This is a genomic window from Algoriphagus confluentis, assembly GCF_036245625.1.
GTDB lineage: Bacteria > Bacteroidota > Bacteroidia > Cytophagales > Cyclobacteriaceae > Algoriphagus > Algoriphagus confluentis.
Genome location: NZ_BTPD01000013.1, coordinates 37,018 through 52,285 on the forward strand (window position 1 = coordinate 37,018; position 15,268 = coordinate 52,285).

12 protein-coding genes are annotated in these 15,268 nt (G+C 46.0%); 3 read left to right on the forward strand and 9 right to left on the reverse strand.

From position 1 onward, the window contains the following. Nucleotides 1-31: 31 nt before the first annotated feature. The 3 genes from AAA943_RS17715 to AAA943_RS17725 form a co-directional block, all read right to left on the reverse strand. Nucleotides 32-1,411 (reverse strand): sensor histidine kinase, encoded by a 1,380-nt coding sequence (locus AAA943_RS17715; RefSeq protein WP_338225623.1) that lies wholly within the window; start codon nucleotides 1,409-1,411, stop codon nucleotides 32-34. After that, entirely contained in the window at nucleotides 1,408-2,076 is a 669-nt protein-coding gene (locus AAA943_RS17720; RefSeq protein WP_338225624.1) for a response regulator transcription factor, read from the reverse strand. Before AAA943_RS17720 ends, AAA943_RS17715 begins: the two co-directional genes overlap by 4 nt. A gap of 95 nt (nucleotides 2,077-2,171) precedes the next feature. Further along, entirely contained in the window at nucleotides 2,172-3,383 is a 1,212-nt protein-coding gene (locus tag AAA943_RS17725) for a PepSY-associated TM helix domain-containing protein (RefSeq protein WP_338225625.1), read from the reverse strand. A 157-nt stretch (nucleotides 3,384-3,540) separates the two neighbouring features. Here AAA943_RS17725 and AAA943_RS17730 point away from each other — a divergent pair, with 157 nt between their 5' ends. After that, nucleotides 3,541-4,317: a DUF6503 family protein gene (locus AAA943_RS17730; RefSeq protein WP_338225626.1), complete on the forward strand. Its 777-nt coding sequence runs from the start codon at nucleotides 3,541-3,543 to the stop codon at nucleotides 4,315-4,317. On the opposite strand, the gene AAA943_RS17735 is transcribed toward AAA943_RS17730, so the two are convergent. Genes AAA943_RS17735 through AAA943_RS17750 form a run of 4 tightly spaced genes read right to left on the reverse strand, consistent with a single transcriptional unit; the run spans nucleotide 4,318 to nucleotide 8,344 of the window. Continuing rightward, entirely contained in the window at nucleotides 4,318-5,181 is an 864-nt protein-coding gene (locus AAA943_RS17735; RefSeq protein WP_338225627.1) for a transglutaminase family protein, read from the reverse strand. A 2-nt stretch (nucleotides 5,182-5,183) separates the two neighbouring features. Then, nucleotides 5,184-5,927 carry a proteasome-type protease gene (locus tag AAA943_RS17740; protein ID WP_338225628.1) on the reverse strand — a complete coding sequence of 248 codons (744 nt, stop codon included), beginning with the start codon at nucleotides 5,925-5,927 and terminating at the stop codon, nucleotides 5,184-5,186. Between the two features lie 8 nt (nucleotides 5,928-5,935). Further along, a complete protein-coding gene (locus AAA943_RS17745) occupies nucleotides 5,936-6,904 on the reverse strand; it encodes an alpha-E domain-containing protein (RefSeq protein WP_338225629.1) in 969 nt (322 codons plus the stop codon). A gap of 12 nt (nucleotides 6,905-6,916) precedes the next feature. Further along, nucleotides 6,917-8,344 carry a circularly permuted type 2 ATP-grasp protein gene (locus AAA943_RS17750; protein ID WP_338225630.1) on the reverse strand — a complete coding sequence of 476 codons (1,428 nt, stop codon included), beginning with the start codon at nucleotides 8,342-8,344 and terminating at the stop codon, nucleotides 6,917-6,919. Between the two features lie 226 nt (nucleotides 8,345-8,570). On the opposite strand from AAA943_RS17750, the gene AAA943_RS17755 reads away from it, so the two are divergent. Continuing rightward, nucleotides 8,571-9,473 carry a YitT family protein gene (locus AAA943_RS17755; RefSeq protein ID WP_338225631.1) on the forward strand — a complete coding sequence of 301 codons (903 nt, stop codon included), beginning with the start codon at nucleotides 8,571-8,573 and terminating at the stop codon, nucleotides 9,471-9,473. A gap of 174 nt (nucleotides 9,474-9,647) precedes the next feature. Here AAA943_RS17755 and metG read toward each other — a convergent pair whose 3' ends face one another. Next, entirely contained in the window at nucleotides 9,648-11,708 is a 2,061-nt protein-coding gene (gene metG / locus AAA943_RS17760; RefSeq protein ID WP_338225632.1) for a methionine--tRNA ligase, read from the reverse strand. Between the two features lie 100 nt (nucleotides 11,709-11,808). After that, the gene (locus AAA943_RS17765; protein WP_338225633.1) at nucleotides 11,809-12,441 is read right to left on the reverse strand and encodes a TetR/AcrR family transcriptional regulator; all 633 of its coding nucleotides are present in this window, start codon (nucleotides 12,439-12,441) and stop codon (nucleotides 11,809-11,811) included. Nucleotides 12,442-12,750: 309 nt separating this feature from the next. Here AAA943_RS17765 and ligA point away from each other — a divergent pair, with 309 nt between their 5' ends. Next, nucleotides 12,751-15,204, forward strand: a complete 2,454-nt coding sequence (gene ligA, locus AAA943_RS17770) for an NAD-dependent DNA ligase LigA (protein ID WP_338225634.1) — start codon at nucleotides 12,751-12,753, stop codon at nucleotides 15,202-15,204. Nucleotides 15,205-15,268: the final 64 nt, after the last annotated feature.

Here is a 15,268-nt window from a genome sequence, read left to right on the forward strand (position 1 = left end):
AGCACTGTCTTAGGCTATTCTTAAGATTTGCTTAAGATTGGGGAAAGTCCAGGCGGAAAACGCTCCCACTTCCGGGATTGCTTTGGACAGAAAGCTGAATTCCTGATTCCTGGGCAAGTTTTTTGACAATAGCCAATCCTAAGCCTGAACCGGGAATCCCTTCATCCACAGCCTTCTTTTCTCTGAAAAAAGGATCAAAAATCTGCTCCAGATTCTCCTGATCGATTCCCTTTCCAGAATCGACCACTTCAATAAACGCCCCTTGCTCAGACTTCCCGGTTCGAAGGATCACAGGGAAGGTTTTTTCAGAGTATTTGATTGCATTCTGCAGCAGGTTGTCCAGAATCATTTGGAGGGTCTTCTCATTGGCTTTGATATAGATGGGCACAGTTACCAAGGATTGAAAGCTCACTTCCCTTTGCTGGTCATTGGCAGTCTGATCAGCCAATTCCTCCAAAAAAGTGATCAATTCCAACTCCTCTTTCACTAAGTTTTTCGAGCTCTCTACCCTAGCCAAAGCCAAGAGCTGATCAATCAGCGCACTCATTCGGTCAATGGTCCCTAGAGCTGTTTTGATTTTTTGCTCATATTCATCCGGTGTTCTAGACTTCCTAATCAGTACTTCTAGAGTACCTCGAAGCACTGAAAGCGGAGTTCTCAGCTCATGGGAGGCATCCGAGGTGAATTGCTTTTCTCTTTTCAGTGACTGTTCCAGTCTGCCCAAAAGTTCATTGATCGAGCGGGTGAGTTGTCCGATTTCATCATTCAATTCCGGCTCAGAGATCCGTTCATTCAGATTTTTTTGAGTGATCTGATTGGTTTTGGCAATGATCTGCTGGATTGGCTCTATACTTTTCCCGGCCAGATAGCGCATGGTGAGAAACAGAGAAACCAAAATCATGGGATAAAAAATGAGCAGCACATTCCTCAGATTGTCCAGGAGCTCCCGGGCATCCTGAAAGGACTTGGCCAAGAGGAGGTAGCCTTCAGGCTTCCCATCATTATAAAGTGTAATCTGCCGCTGACGGACTTCCTGTGCCCCCAGCTTTTGAGTCCAAGCTTCATTTTTACGGGACTTCTCAGGAGAAAAGCTCAAGTGATTTTCTCTGAGATTAGGGGAACGATCCATGGAATTCCCCTCGAGATCCACGATTTCTATAAAAATCGGATTGAGCTGGATCTGACTGTGTTCCATCTCCTCCCACTCGTCTTTGTGAAGAAAACGGATTTCTCCATTGACCAAAAAAATCTGATCCTGATGTTTTTCTGTCTCTAGCTGAAGGTCCCGGTCGATATTTTGGATCACGGTGAGTCGGGCTACCCCATAAATCAACACGAAAACCACCAAGATGATCAAAGCCGTAACCCAAGTCAACCGGCGGGCAATCCGCTCTTTGTAGGCTGTTTTCATGCGTCCTTGGCCATATATCCCACTCCACGGATGGTCTGAATCCAATCCTCTTCTTTGGCGATATCCAACTTCTTTCGAAGAGAATTGATAAACACGTCGATCACCCCTGTATTGTACTCAAAATGAATATCCCAAACACTCTCGATGATTCGGGTCCGACGGCAAACCTTGTTTTTGTTGCGAATGAGGTATTCCAAAAGAGCAAATTCCTTTTGGGTTAGCTGAATTTCCTTTTCATTCCTAAGGACCAAATGCCTGTCGGGAAATAAGCTGATCGGCCCGAGAGTGAGTTTTTCGTCCGAAGGACTTTTTCCACGGAGCTGAACCCGAATTCGCATGAGCAGCTCCTCGAAATGAAAGGGTTTTTTGATGTAATCATTGGCCCCGCTTTGCAAGCCAAAGATGGTCTCATCCAAGGTGTCTTTGGCAGTGAGAAAAATAATCGGGGTGTCCGGAAAATCCTTTCTGAATATCCGCGTCAATTCTATCCCGCTGATTCCTGGAAGCATCCAATCCAGGAGAAGCAGGTCATATTCCCCGGAAAGAGCCAATTCCAAGCCCGACTTTCCATTGTCGGCTGTATCTACGGCAAAACTTTCCTCCTCCAGCCCCTGCTTGAGAAAGTTGGATATTCCGGGTTCGTCTTCTACTACTAGGATTCGCATCGCTTAGGCAATATCCTATCTATCGGGGAGGGAAAGAAAAAAGAAGGCTTAATTTTTTCTTAAAAAAAAGACTCCCCGATTGGAGAGTCTGAATCTTAGACGGCTTCAGCCATTCTTGGCTCTTTTATTTTCTTCTTGGCTGTCTTTTTCTTTCGCTTGTTCCACCAAATTAGGGTGCCTGTGATCGGCAGAGAAGTAGCTACCAAGCAAGCCAAAAACCACAAGAACTTGGTAAACTGACCAAAAATCTCTCCGGTATGCAAGGCTTTTACCGAGCGTCCGATCTGCTGACGGACCGGCAAATCCCCAAAAAGGTTGGCTTCTTTAACCTCAAGATTCGCCGGATTCAACTTCAGTTGATCTGCCCCGGACCGTGCAAAGAAACCCGTTCTGTATTTGCTGATTTGAATGTCATCGACGGGTTTTTCAGGCAGGCTGATTCGAATATTTCCCTTATAGTCCAGGGAAGCATTCCCTGCCAAAACTACCTCGTCCAAAGAGATGGTACCCAAAGCAGCCATTTCAACCGGCTCCTCAACTTCCTTTTTGACTTCGGAGGATTCATTACTTTTTGGCGCCTGGTAGGTATCCCATGTCTTTTGCCAGCCTTCGCGATACCACTGATAAGACCAGAAGGGTCCGGTCACAGCCATCAAAAAAAGGAAGATCAAAGAATAAAAAGCCAAGGTATTGTGCAAGTCATGGTTGACTCGCTTCCAGTTGCCTGACCACTTGACTTTGAGCCCCTGTTTCCAGTTTTTCACCTTCTGGGGAAACCAGATCACGATTCCGGTCAAGACACCCAAAAGAAAAAGTAAAGTCGCCACTCCGTTGATGAATCGACCCAAGTCCCGATTGCCCATGCTCTCCAAAATGGGACTTTCTACCCGATCCAAAAGCAACCATCGATGCAGGGAAAACACATAGCCCATAAACTCCTCGGTAGCTGTCTTTTCGGAATTATCGGCCAAAATAGAAGCATTGTAAGGATTCACGAAGTAAGAAACGGCTCTTTCTTCTCCTTGCTTTTTGGCACTGATCTGCACCGTTCGATTCTCCCTGGAATACACCTGAATCCCAGTAACTTCTGCATTCAATTCTGCTTCCACCCGAGCTCGAAGTTCATCCAAACTTAGCTTTGAACCCCCAGCTTCTACAAAATAGCGCTCCGAATCAAAAAATTCACGGATTTCGGTATTGTACACATAGATAGTACCACTGAGACAAACTACAATCACAATCAGCCCACAGGTCAGTCCTGCATAGAGGTGAATATCGTTGAAAACCTTCCGGATGGACTTCCACATGGAGCGTTTATTTTTATTTGGAACAAATCTAAAGAGATGAATCTTTATTTAGAATTAATCCATGGAAAAATTGTGGAAATATTTTTTTGAACGGTAGGCAAGTGAGCAAAAAACAAAAAGTGTCTTTACCTTAAGCGCCAAATCTGGTCCTTTTCCTATGAATAATCTTTCCATTCTCCTTCTCTTTTGCCTATCGTCACTGCTTATCGCCTGTGACTCCAAACCCTCCGAGCCCGATCCCCGCTTGGAGCAGTCCGAGGAGTTTAAGCAGCTATTGGATGCCCATGGAGAATGGGAAAAGTGGATCAATGCCAAGGCTTTTTCCTATGCCATGATTCATGAGACCAATCTGGCTTGGGAAAATCACTACATCGATTTGGTAGGAAGAAAAGTGAGAATTGACGCAGATACTTGGCAAATCGGCAATGATGGAGAAAAAGTATGGATCAGTCCCAATCGTCAGGCTTTTCAGGGCCGATCCGTGCGCTTCTACCACAACCTGTACTTTTACTTTTTCTCAATCCCCTACATATTCACAGACCCGGGAGTTACCGTAAAAAAGACCGAAAACAAACTGCTAAACGGAATTTCCTATCCTGCTTTTGAGGTGAGCTTCGAAGCCAATGTGGGAGACAGTCCGGATGACAAGTACTTTATGCTGGCTGATCCCGAAACTGGCCGCTTGGCTTGGGTGCTGTACAAGGTGACCTTTTTTGACAAAAACAATTCATCCATGAATGCCCTCAAATACGAGGACTACCGGGATGCAGGAGGTTTGGTTTTTCCGAGATTGATGACAGGCTATGAATACGAAAATGATTCTACGAAGAAGATTCGCTATCAAGTGAGTTTTGCGGATGTGTTTTTGGTAGACAAGGCCATGGATGATGAGCTTTTTGCCATGCCGGAGAAAAATGCTGTCGTAGCCAACTGATCACTTGGGGCGATGAAGTAGCTTGATATCCACCCGAGCCTTGAGTTGGGATTTTCCATTTCCCGCAAAGGTTCCCTGCACGGGCAAGGTCCGCTGCGGATCTGGATGTGTGGCCAAAGGAATGTAGTAATGATCGGTAAGCAAACCCAGGCTAGGGTCCAAACCAATCCACCCTGCCCCAGGCAAAAAGACTTCCAACCATCCGTGGAGTTCATGACCGGATTCGAGTTCAGGATTGAAAGCGTAACCACTGACAAAACGGGTAGCCAGGCCCATTTCCCGAAGCATTTCCATTTCCATCAGTGCCAGATCCCTACATGAACCAGACTTCAGATCATAGGTGTAAGTAGCTTCCCAAATGTCTTCCTCCTCACGGATTTGATGGGTCCAGTTTTGATAGATTTTTTGGGTCAGCCTTACCAAAAAATCGATCAAGCCATTGGATTTGGATTTGACCTCTCTGAGAAATTCGGTGAAGTGCAATTCCTCCGTGGTGGAAAGAAAAGGGATCAAAAAAGAGGTTTTTTCTTCGTAGGAAAACTGAAAGAGCGGATTGCTCCAACCTTGCTCTTCGAATGACCGATCCAAGATAAATCCAAAGGGATTAAATTCCTTCAATTTGAATATCCACTCCGAATGGATTTCCATCTGCTCGGTCTGTGCTGAAAACCAGCATTGGCTATACCAATTCCCTGCCAAGTCCTGTCGGAAGTTTTGTCCATCAGGCGTGGGCAAAACATCAAATTTCTGGTGCTCAATACGGAAATATGGGCGATGCTGGGGCTGAAGATAAAGCTTATGAATCCCCAAAATAACTGGGGCGGAATAAGTGTATCGGGTATGATGCCAAACCTGAATCAGCATGATCAGGTATTTTCCAGGATTTGTTCGAAATCCTCAAATGCACTGCTAAGCACCTGAGAAGGCAATTCTTCTATAGCTTTTTTGAGTCGGTTGTTCCAGAATGCAGAGATATGCTCTAATTCCCGCTGTTCAAATCTTCTTTCTTTGGTGAAATACTCGTCATTTTTAAGAACCACCGTATCGATCGGGAAGTCCACATCGTTGGCTGAAATCCGGGTAGCATCGAAGGCAAGGAAGGCACATTTCAAGGCATAGTCCAAAGAGTCCTCAAAATGAAAGGAGCGCTTGAGCACCGGATGTCCAAAACCTGTATTTCCGATGATTACAAAAGGGGTCCCCTTACGGATTTCGATCCAGTTGCCTTGAGGATAAAGCAAATATAGCTTGGGCTCGGGATCATCTTCCAACTGCCCTCCGATGATGGAAAACAGGTTAAACTGAAGCCCTGACTCTTCGAGATTGGCCTTATCTTCTTTGGCAACTATTTTCACCTGATTGCCAAACTCATTGACCGCCTGATACAACTTTGAAAAGGAATCATCCTGATGGGCGATCACTTCAGAGAAGTAGGTGATGGCCTTGTCCCGCACTGAGCGCAGCCCTGAAGTCATGATGAAAAAGGAGTGCTTGCGCTTATTGACCGTATAGACTTTTTTGGAGGTAGTAGTCTCACTGCCGGAAGTAATCCGGGTATCCGAAAGGCCTACGAGGCCATGTTTGGTTTTTATTCCTAGACAAAAGGTCATCCGTATGATCAGGGGTTTTCGGTGAAATTCACTTTCAGCTGAAAGAAATTTTCTGAGATGAGATCCGAAATATGGTTAATTTTTAATTGGAGTCCATCCAAATATTCATGAAGTCCCACAGAAATTATATCATCGACCTCTGAGTATTCCAGACGGGACTTCATCTCTCCGATGGCTTTCTCCGCTGAGTTTTTGAATCCATCCCCAGTATTGTCCGAGATACAATGCAAAAACCGCTCGGCTTCCTTCAGGCAATAATAAATCGACCTGGGGAAGTATTTGTTCAGCACGAGAAACTCAACCACTCCGGATGGATCAATATTTCCATACAATCTTCGGTAGGTATTAAATCCGGTGACGGACTTCAGCAAGGCTGTCCAATGGAGAAAATCCAGCGGAGTACCTACCTCATTGGGAGAAGGCAGAAGAATATGGTATTTGACATCCAAAATCCGGGAAGTCTTGTCGGCCCGCTCCAGCATCTGCCCCAGCTGCCGGAAATACCAGCCTTCTGTCCTTGCCACCGTGGCATCAGCCAATCCGTAGAGCAATAGAATCTGATTTTTCACCATCTCGAAAAACTGCCGGGGATCCTCTTTCTTCCACACCTTTTTTTCCAGACCAGTCTGAAGCATGTAATAGAGCTCGTTAGCTTTTTCCCATGTCTCCTTACTTAGATTTTCCCGAATGATGCGGGCATTTTCCCTCGCCTTGGTCACTGCAGAAAACATGGAATTGGGATTGTCCGGATCAAAGGCAAGGAAATACATCACCTGATGGCGTTCAAAGTCCTTATGCTTGGACACATACACATCCAAATCTCCTGTGGCAGCTACCAAAGGCTGCCACTGCTCCTTCAGGTCCATGGGCAGGTCCTGCATCAGATTGAAATTCACATCAATAAATCGGGCATAGTTTTCTGCCCTTTCAAGATATCTTCCCAGCCAGTAAATATGGCTTGCTACGCGGCTTAACATATTTTTTCTCTGTTATTTGTACAAAACCCAAGTATCCTTACTTCCTCCACCCTGCGAACTATTGACCACGAGAGAACCTTTTTTGAGAGCAACTCGGGTCAGTGCCCCGGGGATTACCTCTATCTCTTCCCCATATAAAATATAGGGCCTAAGATCCACATGCCGGCCTTCTATCCCTTCTTCCGTGAGGCATGGAACTGTAGAGAGGGAAAGCGTAGGCTGTGCGATGTAATGTTTGGGATTGTTACGAATCAATTCCCTGAATTTTTCGTGTTCTTCTTTGGTCGCTTTGGGACCGATGAGCATACCGTAGCCTCCGGCAGCATTGGTTTCTTTGACCACTAGGCTTTCGATATTTTCTAGGACGTATTTTCGGTCTTTCTCCTCCCGGCACAGATAGGTAGGGACATTGTTCAGAATGGGCTCTTCATCGAGGTAGTATTTGATGATTCGGGGGACGTAGGCATAGACAGCCTTATCGTCCGCCACACCGGTGCCCGGAGCATTGGCCATGGCTATATTCCCGGCTTTATAAGCCTCAAATATTCCCGGAATACCCAGCATGGATTCAGGATTGAAGGTCAGGGGATCCATGAATGAGTCGTCAATTCTTCTGTAAATCACATCAATCTGTTGTAAACCTTTGGTGGTCTGCATGTAAACCTTCTTGTCTTTGACAAGCAGGTCCACCCCATTGACCAGCTCCACACCCATCTGAAGAGCAAGGTAGGAATGCTCAAAATAGGCCGAATTGTAAATACCCGGTGTCAAAACCCCGACCACGGGCTTGGGTTTGTCCGAGAGGAATTGAAGCATGCGCAGCAGCTTGGTGGGATAGTTGGACACGGGCATCACTCCCTCATCATTGAAGAGTTGCGGGTAGGCCCGTTTGATGATTTCTCGGCTTTCCAGCATATAGGATACTCCTGAGGGACAGCGGAGATTGTCCTCCAGAATGCAATATTCTCCATCCTTGTCTTTGACCAAGTCCGTCCCCGTGATATGGCACCAAATCCCTTTGGGCGGAGTCAGCCCGATGCAGGGCTTGAGGTAATCTTTGGACCCCAAAATCAAATCCGAAGGCACTACTCCGTCTTTCAGGATTTTTTGCTCATTGTACACGTCCTGAAGGAACAGATTCAAGGCATGAACCCGCTGCTTGAGCCCTGCCTCCAGTTTTCTCCATTCAGAATTGGGAATGATCCGAGGAATGATATCCAAATGGAGAATCTTCTCCAATCCCTGATTGTCATGGTAGACATTAAAAGTCATACCCATGGCTTTTTGGGTCTTATTTGCCGAAAACTGAAGCTGATGCATCTTTTTGGATGAGGTTTTGTTCAGAAACTGTTGGAATTCCTGATAATGCTCCCTGATTTGACCTGAGGAGTCAAACATTTCATCGTAATGCTCTCCGCTTTGATATCCTTCTGTTTTCATGCCATTAAAAATTTACCTTAAGTTAAAAAAGAAACCCGAAAATCAAATTTTTTCAAAAAACTCTGAGTTTTTTGGAGGATTTAGCACCAGTTCAGGCATTTTGTTTTCATTTCTTCAGTAACATTGAGCGAAAAAGAATTCAGGACGTTTTAGAATCTATATTCCAAAAAAAATCCTACACTTCCTCATACTTGGCTAAAGCCATCTCTTTGATCTACCTTTAACTATGCCAAAAAGAATCATTGCTTTAGGAAATACAGCTTGGGCACAGAAAGTGACCCTTTGGAGAAAGGTGAAAGACACACTCTTTATTGGGATCGGCGTGGTCATGGCGAGCATCGGATTGAAAGGCTTTCTCCTTCCCAATAATTTTTTTGACGGAGGAGCGATGGGAATGTCCCTTTTGCTGGAAATCGTTACGCCATTGGATCTTTCTCCTCTTATTGTTTTGGTCAACTTGCCATTTATTTACCTTGGCTATAAACAACTTAACCTTCGGTTTGCGATAAAAAGTACCTTAGCCATTTTTGCCTTGGCACTTTTGGTGCATTATATCGAACTGCCCATGATTACTTCAGATAAGCTACTGATAGCCGTTTTTGGAGGATTCTTTTTGGGGAGTGGGATTGGTTTTGCCATCCGGGGTGGTGCGGTGATAGACGGGACAGAGGTTTTGGCTATTCAGGTTTCGAGAAAATCCAGTCTGACAGTCGGGGACTTTATTACGGTTTTCAATGTCTGCCTCTTTATCGTCGCAGCCATCTTGGTCAACCTCGAGACAGCGATGTACTCTATGCTGACTTATTTCTCAGCTTCCCGTACCGTGGATTTTCTGATCAATGGTGTGGAAGAGTACATCGGGGTGATGATTATCTCCGAATACAATGAGGACATCAAGGCAAAAATTACCTATGACTTAGGACGTGGAGTGACGGCTTTCAAGGCTGACGGGGGATTTGGAGAAAAGGCCAAAAATCCGGATCGAAACGTGCTATTCTGTGTGGTCACCCGGCTGGAAGTAACCCGGGTATTGACCGAAATCGAAAAAATAGACCCCAAAGCTTTTGTGATTCAATATCCAATCAAGGATACCAAGGGGGGAATGATTAAGAAAAGGCCGCTGCATTGATTTTAAAAAACGAGACGTTAGACATTAGACGCAAGACATTAGATTTTAGAATTCCGGCAAAAAAGAAAGCCATTGGCAGGTTTCCAATGGCTTTCCTCATTTAATAGCCTCTTGATTCTTGGCTCTTGTCTCTCGCTTCTAGTCACTTGATACTAGATACTTAAATCTTGATTCTCAAGAAATCGTCGATCCACTCGCTGTTTCCTCGTGTGGCACCAGCAGCTTCAGTTTTCCGTCTTTATCCTCGGCCATCAGGATCATCCCCTCAGAGTCGATGCCCATCATTTTTCTGGGAGCCAAGTTGATCAACATGGTCACCTGTTTACCTACCAGAAACTCCGGTGCAAAATGCTCCGCTACTCCGCTCAAAACGGTTCTATGACCCAATCCGGTATCTACTTTTAGTTTCAGGAGTTTTTTGGATTTGGGCATGGGCTCGGCTTCCAAAACGGTGACAACTCTCATGTCCAACTTGGCAAAATCATCGTAAGAAATTATCTCCTTCATTGGAGTCACTGGGGCATTGGCAGCTTCATTCATCTTTTTGGCGTCTAGCAGTTTTTGAACTTGTTTTTCTACAGTCTCGTCTTCGATCTTTTCAAATAAAAGGCCCATGGGACCCAAGGCACGGTTGGCTCGGATCAATTCTCCATTGCCGGCCTCAGCCCAATTTCCTTTTTCTATTCCAAAAAGGTCAAACAGCTTTTTGGCCGTAAACGGAAGAAAAGGCTCAGACACAATCGCCAAGTTAGCGGCGATATTCAGCGCAATGTTCAGGATAGTTTGGGTTCGGGGTTCGTCGGTTTTGATTTCCTTCCAAGGCTCGGTATCCGCAAGGTACTTGTTCCCCATTCGAGCCAAATCCATCACCAAACTCAAGGCTTCCCGGAACCGGTATCGCTCGATGGATGCTTCGATTTTGGCAGGAAACTCCGCCAATTCCTTCAGCACTTCCTGATCGATTCCTCTCAGTTCACCCCGGACAGGTACGATTCCCTGGAAAAATTTCTGGTTCAGGACCACGGCCCGATTCACAAAGTTGCCATATATGGCAACCAGCTCGCTATTGTTTCTTCCCTGAAAATCCTTCCAAGTGAAGTCATTGTCCTTGGTCTCAGGGGCATTGGCGGTCAAAACGTACCGAAGGACATCCTGCTTGCCCGGAAACTCTTCCAGATACTCATGCAGCCATATTGCCCAATTCCGGGAGGTGGAGATTTTGTCCCCCTCCAAATTCAAAAACTCATTGGCCGGCACATTATCCGGCAGCACATAGCCTCCGTGCGTCTTCAAAATCGCCGGGAAAATAATACAGTGAAAGACGATGTTGTCCTTACCGATAAAGTGCACCAGCTTGGTATCCTTATCTTTCCAGTAGGGTTCCCAATCGATTCCTTTCTCAGCTGCCCATTCTTTGGTAGAAGAAATGTAGCCGATCGGCGCATCAAACCATACATAAAGCACTTTTCCTACAGCATCCTGCAGAGGCACTTTGATCCCCCAGTCCAAATCACGGGTCATGGAGCGGGCCTGAAGGCCATCTCCTGCTTCCAGCCAGGATCTGCATTGGCCTAAGACATTGTTTTTCCAATCTTCTCCGTGCTCTTCGAGAATCCATTTCTTCAGGAAACTCTGATATCTCGCCAAGTCCAAAAACCAATGTTTGGTTTCTTTCAGGACCGGAGTTCTTCCGCTGAGTTTGGAGCGTGGATTAATCAGCTCGGTGGGAGAAAGGGAAGTTCCGCACCTTTCACACTGATCTCCATAGGCGTGTTCATTACCGCACTTGGGACAAGTACCCTCTATGTATCGATCTGCCAAAAACTGCTTGGCTTCCTCGTCATAGTATTGCTCGGTGGTCTGCTCGAGAAATTCCCCTTTTTGGTACAAATCCATGAAAAATTCCTGAGAGGTCTCGTGGTGGACTTGGGCAGAAGTGCGGGAATAATGATCGAAGCTGATTCCGAAGTCCTGGAAGGCCTTTTTCATCATCCCATGGTAGTGGTCTACCACTTCCTGAGGAGTTTTACCTTCCTTTTGGGCCTTGATGGTGATGGCCACCCCGTGCTCATCCGAACCGCAGATGTAGGCTACATCCCGACCTTGGGAACGCAAATAGCGCACATAGATATCCGAAGGCACATAGCAACCGGCCAAGTGACCAATATGCAAAGGTCCATTGGCATAGGGCAAAGCCGAGGTGATGGTGTATCGTTTGAATTGTTTATTGCTCATGGGTGAAATAGATGGAAGCTAGAAGACTGAAGACCGGAGTGGACTATGTTAAGCCTTCTAAAATCGAGGCCAAAGATAGGAAAATCAGGTGAAGGAGCCTTTAGGCATTTTGAAATTCACTTCGGGCTTCTTCCGTCAAAATCCCGTTGTAGATGATGCTGATGGCCTGATCATAGATATCCGAAGGAGGAATTTTGATTCCTTTTTGCATGTCATCCGGAAATTGGGAGTAAAATTTGGGATCCAAAAGACTCTGTACGGCCGCAGCATAGAGCAAAACCACCAAGCTGATATTGATCCTTGGGTTGACCAGACCTTGGGCGATTCCCTGTTCGATAAGCTTGGCAAAGCGTAGGTAAGCGGACTCATTAATATAGGAAGTCAAGTCTTCCCAAATCTCCGGAGCAAACTCTCTCAAGTCTTCAAACAACTCCGGATTGATCGGTGCCAAATGGGTAGCGACCACGGTAAGGGAGGACTTTAGTTTGAGAGGAAAGGAAATGTACCGATTGTCAAGAATGGCCTCAACTTTGGCTGTTAGCTTGGTTTTCAGGATTTCAAAAGAAGCGGATAGCAACTCCAATTTACCGTCATAATACTTGTAGAGGGTTTTTTTGCTCATGCCCAATTCTGCAGCTATATCATCCATGGTGGTATGCCGATAGCCTTTCTGCAAAAAAAGGTGATAGGCCGCATCCAAAATTTTACCCTCAACCGAACTTTTTTTACTCATTTCCTAAATTTTAAGAATTTCAATCCTTTGACTTCACTTAGCCTCGGAGTGCGAATTACGACAATTTTATTTACGAAGTACGAATTACGATTTACGCCGTCAAAAGGATCCTCAACCTTTATTTCCCTACTTTAAACTCCAGTCTCTCCTCTCTACTCCTCGGTCTCCTGATCCCTCTGTCTTCCGTCTCCGGTCCCCATACTTTGCAACCTTACAACTTTTCCACTTTCCAACTTTACAACTTTCCCCCCTTCCAACTTCCCTACTTCCCCCATTCCTCTTACTTTTACTCTGATTAAGTTTTTACCTATGACTCACGCGGAAGCTGCACTTCGTATTGCCCAACTCGCCCAAGAAATCAACCACCACAATCACCTGTACTACCAGGAAAGCCGGATCGAAATCACTGATTATGAATTCGACCAACTTCTGGCTGAACTCGTCCGTCTGGAAACCCAATTTCCGGATCTATTGAAGTCGGATAGTCCCAGTCAGCGGGTTGGAGGTACGATTACCAAGGAATTCCAGACCGTGGAGCATGAATACAAAATGCTTTCTCTGGGAAACAGCTACTCGATTGAAGAACTTCAAGCCTTTGACGAACGGGTGGCAAAAGGCTTGGGACACAGGAATTACGAATATTTCTGCGAAATGAAGTTTGATGGAGTGGCCATTTCCTTGGTCTATGAAAACGGAACCCTTGTCAGAGCAGTGACCCGTGGAGATGGCACCAAAGGTGATGATGTGACCGCCAATGTGAGAACCATCCGAAACATCCCTCTCTCGATCAAAGCGGCAAATGTCCCTGCCAAATTCGAAGTACGGGGAGAGATTTTTTTACCTCTCAAGGAATTTGAAAAAATCAATGCCGAGCGGGAAGCCAAAGGAGAAGCCTTGCTGGCCAATCCCCGAAATGCAGCTTCGGGAACACTCAAAATGCAGGATAGCGGAGTGGTAGCCAAGCGCAGGTTGAATTGCTATTTCTATCAGCTTTTGGGAGAAAATATCGGAGTTTCGGGACATGACGAAGCGATCCATTTAATCGAAAGTTGGGGATTCAATGTCTCCCCCACCTACAAAAAGGCAAAAGATATCGAACAAGTCCTGGACTATATCGAAGAGTGGCGTGACCGCAGGTTTTCCCTTCCCCTCGATACCGATGGGGTGGTGCTGAAAATCAACGACTACGAGCAACGGGAGGAATTGGGATTCACTGCCAAAAATCCAAGATGGGCAATTGCCTATAAATACAAAGCCGAAAGTGCGGAGACAGAATTACTCTCCATCACCTATCAAGTAGGTCGGACCGGCGCAATCACTCCCGTAGCCAATCTGGCACCGGTGCAGCTAGCCGGCACCACAGTCAAGCGGGCTTCCCTTCACAATGCCAACGAAATTCTCCGACTGGATATTCACGAACGGGACTTTGTTTTTGTAGAAAAGGGAGGAGAAATCATCCCAAAAATCACAGGTGTAAATACCTCAAGAAGAAAGCCCGGAGCACCTCCTATCCACTACATCGAGCATTGTCCTGAATGTGGCACTGAATTGATCAGAAAAGAAGGAGAAGCCAAGCATTATTGCCCCAATTCCCAGACTTGCCCTCCCCAGGTACTCGGCAAAATCGAGCACTTTGTCAGCAAAAGGGCCATGGATATCGACTCCATGGGGACCGAGCGAATCCGCGCCCTGATTGATCAGGGTTTTATCCGAAGCTATGCGGATATCTACGATTTGGACCAAAAGCAAAATGAGCTGCTCGGATTGGAAATGAGCCAGGACCAGTACGAACGGGAGGCCACCGGACTGCTTTATATTTCTTTGGAAAAGGCCCTCTTTTCCCTGACAGAAGGCATTTCTTTCAAGCAGATTCAGGATTTTCTGGCTGAAACAGCCCACTTGACCCTTAGGGAGCAACTTAGAGCATTCCAAGGTCAGATTAGGGCTTGGAAGAAAAAAGTCCCCTCCAACGTGGGGATGATCGACTACCTCTTGCAGAATCTGGATCAGCATGCCGAACTGATGAAAGTAGAAGACTACGTGCCGGTGGCGGTGGTTTTGGAGATTTTTCTTGGCAGAAGAGTTTCCTTCGAGCAGATTTTGGAGGCCAGCAAAAAGCACGGTACCGTGCATATGATTCTGCTGGAACTAGACTTGGATTTGCCTTCAGAAATTCTGGAGCGGATCAAAAAACTCAAAGCCAACACCTTTCAGGAAGGCGTCATTTCCAATATGATGGAAGGAATTTTCAAGTCCAGGGAACAGCCTTTTGAAAAAGTGCTTTTTGCCTTAGGTATCCGCAATATCGGGGAAAATACGGCCGTGCTTTTAGCTAGGCATTTTGGAAGTATTGAAAAATTGCAGGATGCAAGTGACGAGCAGCTACTGGAGATCAATGGTGTAGGGGAAACTCTGGTGCACAGTATCCGGGAGTTTTTTGCGCAGCAGGAAAACTTGGACCATATCTCCAGACTGAAAGCCAATGGACTGAATTTCGAGATCGAACAGCGGGAGGAGAAAGTACTTGGAAATGCCCTGGCAGGGAAGCGGATTTTGGCTTCGGGCAAGCTTCAAAACTTCAAGCGGGACGAGATCGTGGACTTTGTGCAGGCCCATGGAGGGCAATACCTCTCCTCAGTCTCCAAAAACCTCGATTTCATCATCGAGGGGGAAGAAATGGGCCCCAGCAAAAAAGAAAAAGCCCAAAAACTGGGAATCCCTTTGATTTCGGAGGAGGAGTTTATGAGGATGGTGGAAAGCTAGCAACCAAAAAACACAGAGCACCAAAAAGAAAAAGTTTCCTATTGATCCTCTGGAGCCGGCTCCT

What these genes read in the sequence shown, in the direction of transcription:
- AAA943_RS17715 (WP_338225623.1), bottom strand. Translation starts at nt 1,411, where the DNA reads ATGAAAACAGCCTACAAAGAGCGGATTGCCCGCCGGTTGACTTGGGTT.
- AAA943_RS17720 (WP_338225624.1), bottom strand. Translation starts at nt 2,076, where the DNA reads ATGCGAATCCTAGTAGTAGAAGACGAACCCGGAATATCCAACTTTCTC.
- AAA943_RS17725 (WP_338225625.1), bottom strand. Translation starts at nt 3,383, where the DNA reads ATGTGGAAGTCCATCCGGAAGGTTTTCAACGATATTCACCTCTATGCA.
- AAA943_RS17730 (WP_338225626.1), top strand. Translation starts at nt 3,541, where the DNA reads ATGAATAATCTTTCCATTCTCCTTCTCTTTTGCCTATCGTCACTGCTT.
- AAA943_RS17735 (WP_338225627.1), bottom strand. Translation starts at nt 5,181, where the DNA reads ATGCTGATTCAGGTTTGGCATCATACCCGATACACTTATTCCGCCCCA.
- AAA943_RS17740 (WP_338225628.1), bottom strand. Translation starts at nt 5,927, where the DNA reads ATGACCTTTTGTCTAGGAATAAAAACCAAACATGGCCTCGTAGGCCTT.
- AAA943_RS17745 (WP_338225629.1), bottom strand. Translation starts at nt 6,904, where the DNA reads ATGTTAAGCCGCGTAGCAAGCCATATTTACTGGCTGGGAAGATATCTT.
- AAA943_RS17750 (WP_338225630.1), bottom strand. Translation starts at nt 8,344, where the DNA reads ATGAAAACAGAAGGATATCAAAGCGGAGAGCATTACGATGAAATGTTT.
- AAA943_RS17755 (WP_338225631.1), top strand. Translation starts at nt 8,571, where the DNA reads ATGCCAAAAAGAATCATTGCTTTAGGAAATACAGCTTGGGCACAGAAA.
- metG (WP_338225632.1), bottom strand. Translation starts at nt 11,708, where the DNA reads ATGAGCAATAAACAATTCAAACGATACACCATCACCTCGGCTTTGCCC.
- AAA943_RS17765 (WP_338225633.1), bottom strand. Translation starts at nt 12,441, where the DNA reads ATGAGTAAAAAAAGTTCGGTTGAGGGTAAAATTTTGGATGCGGCCTAT.
- ligA (WP_338225634.1), top strand. Translation starts at nt 12,751, where the DNA reads ATGACTCACGCGGAAGCTGCACTTCGTATTGCCCAACTCGCCCAAGAA.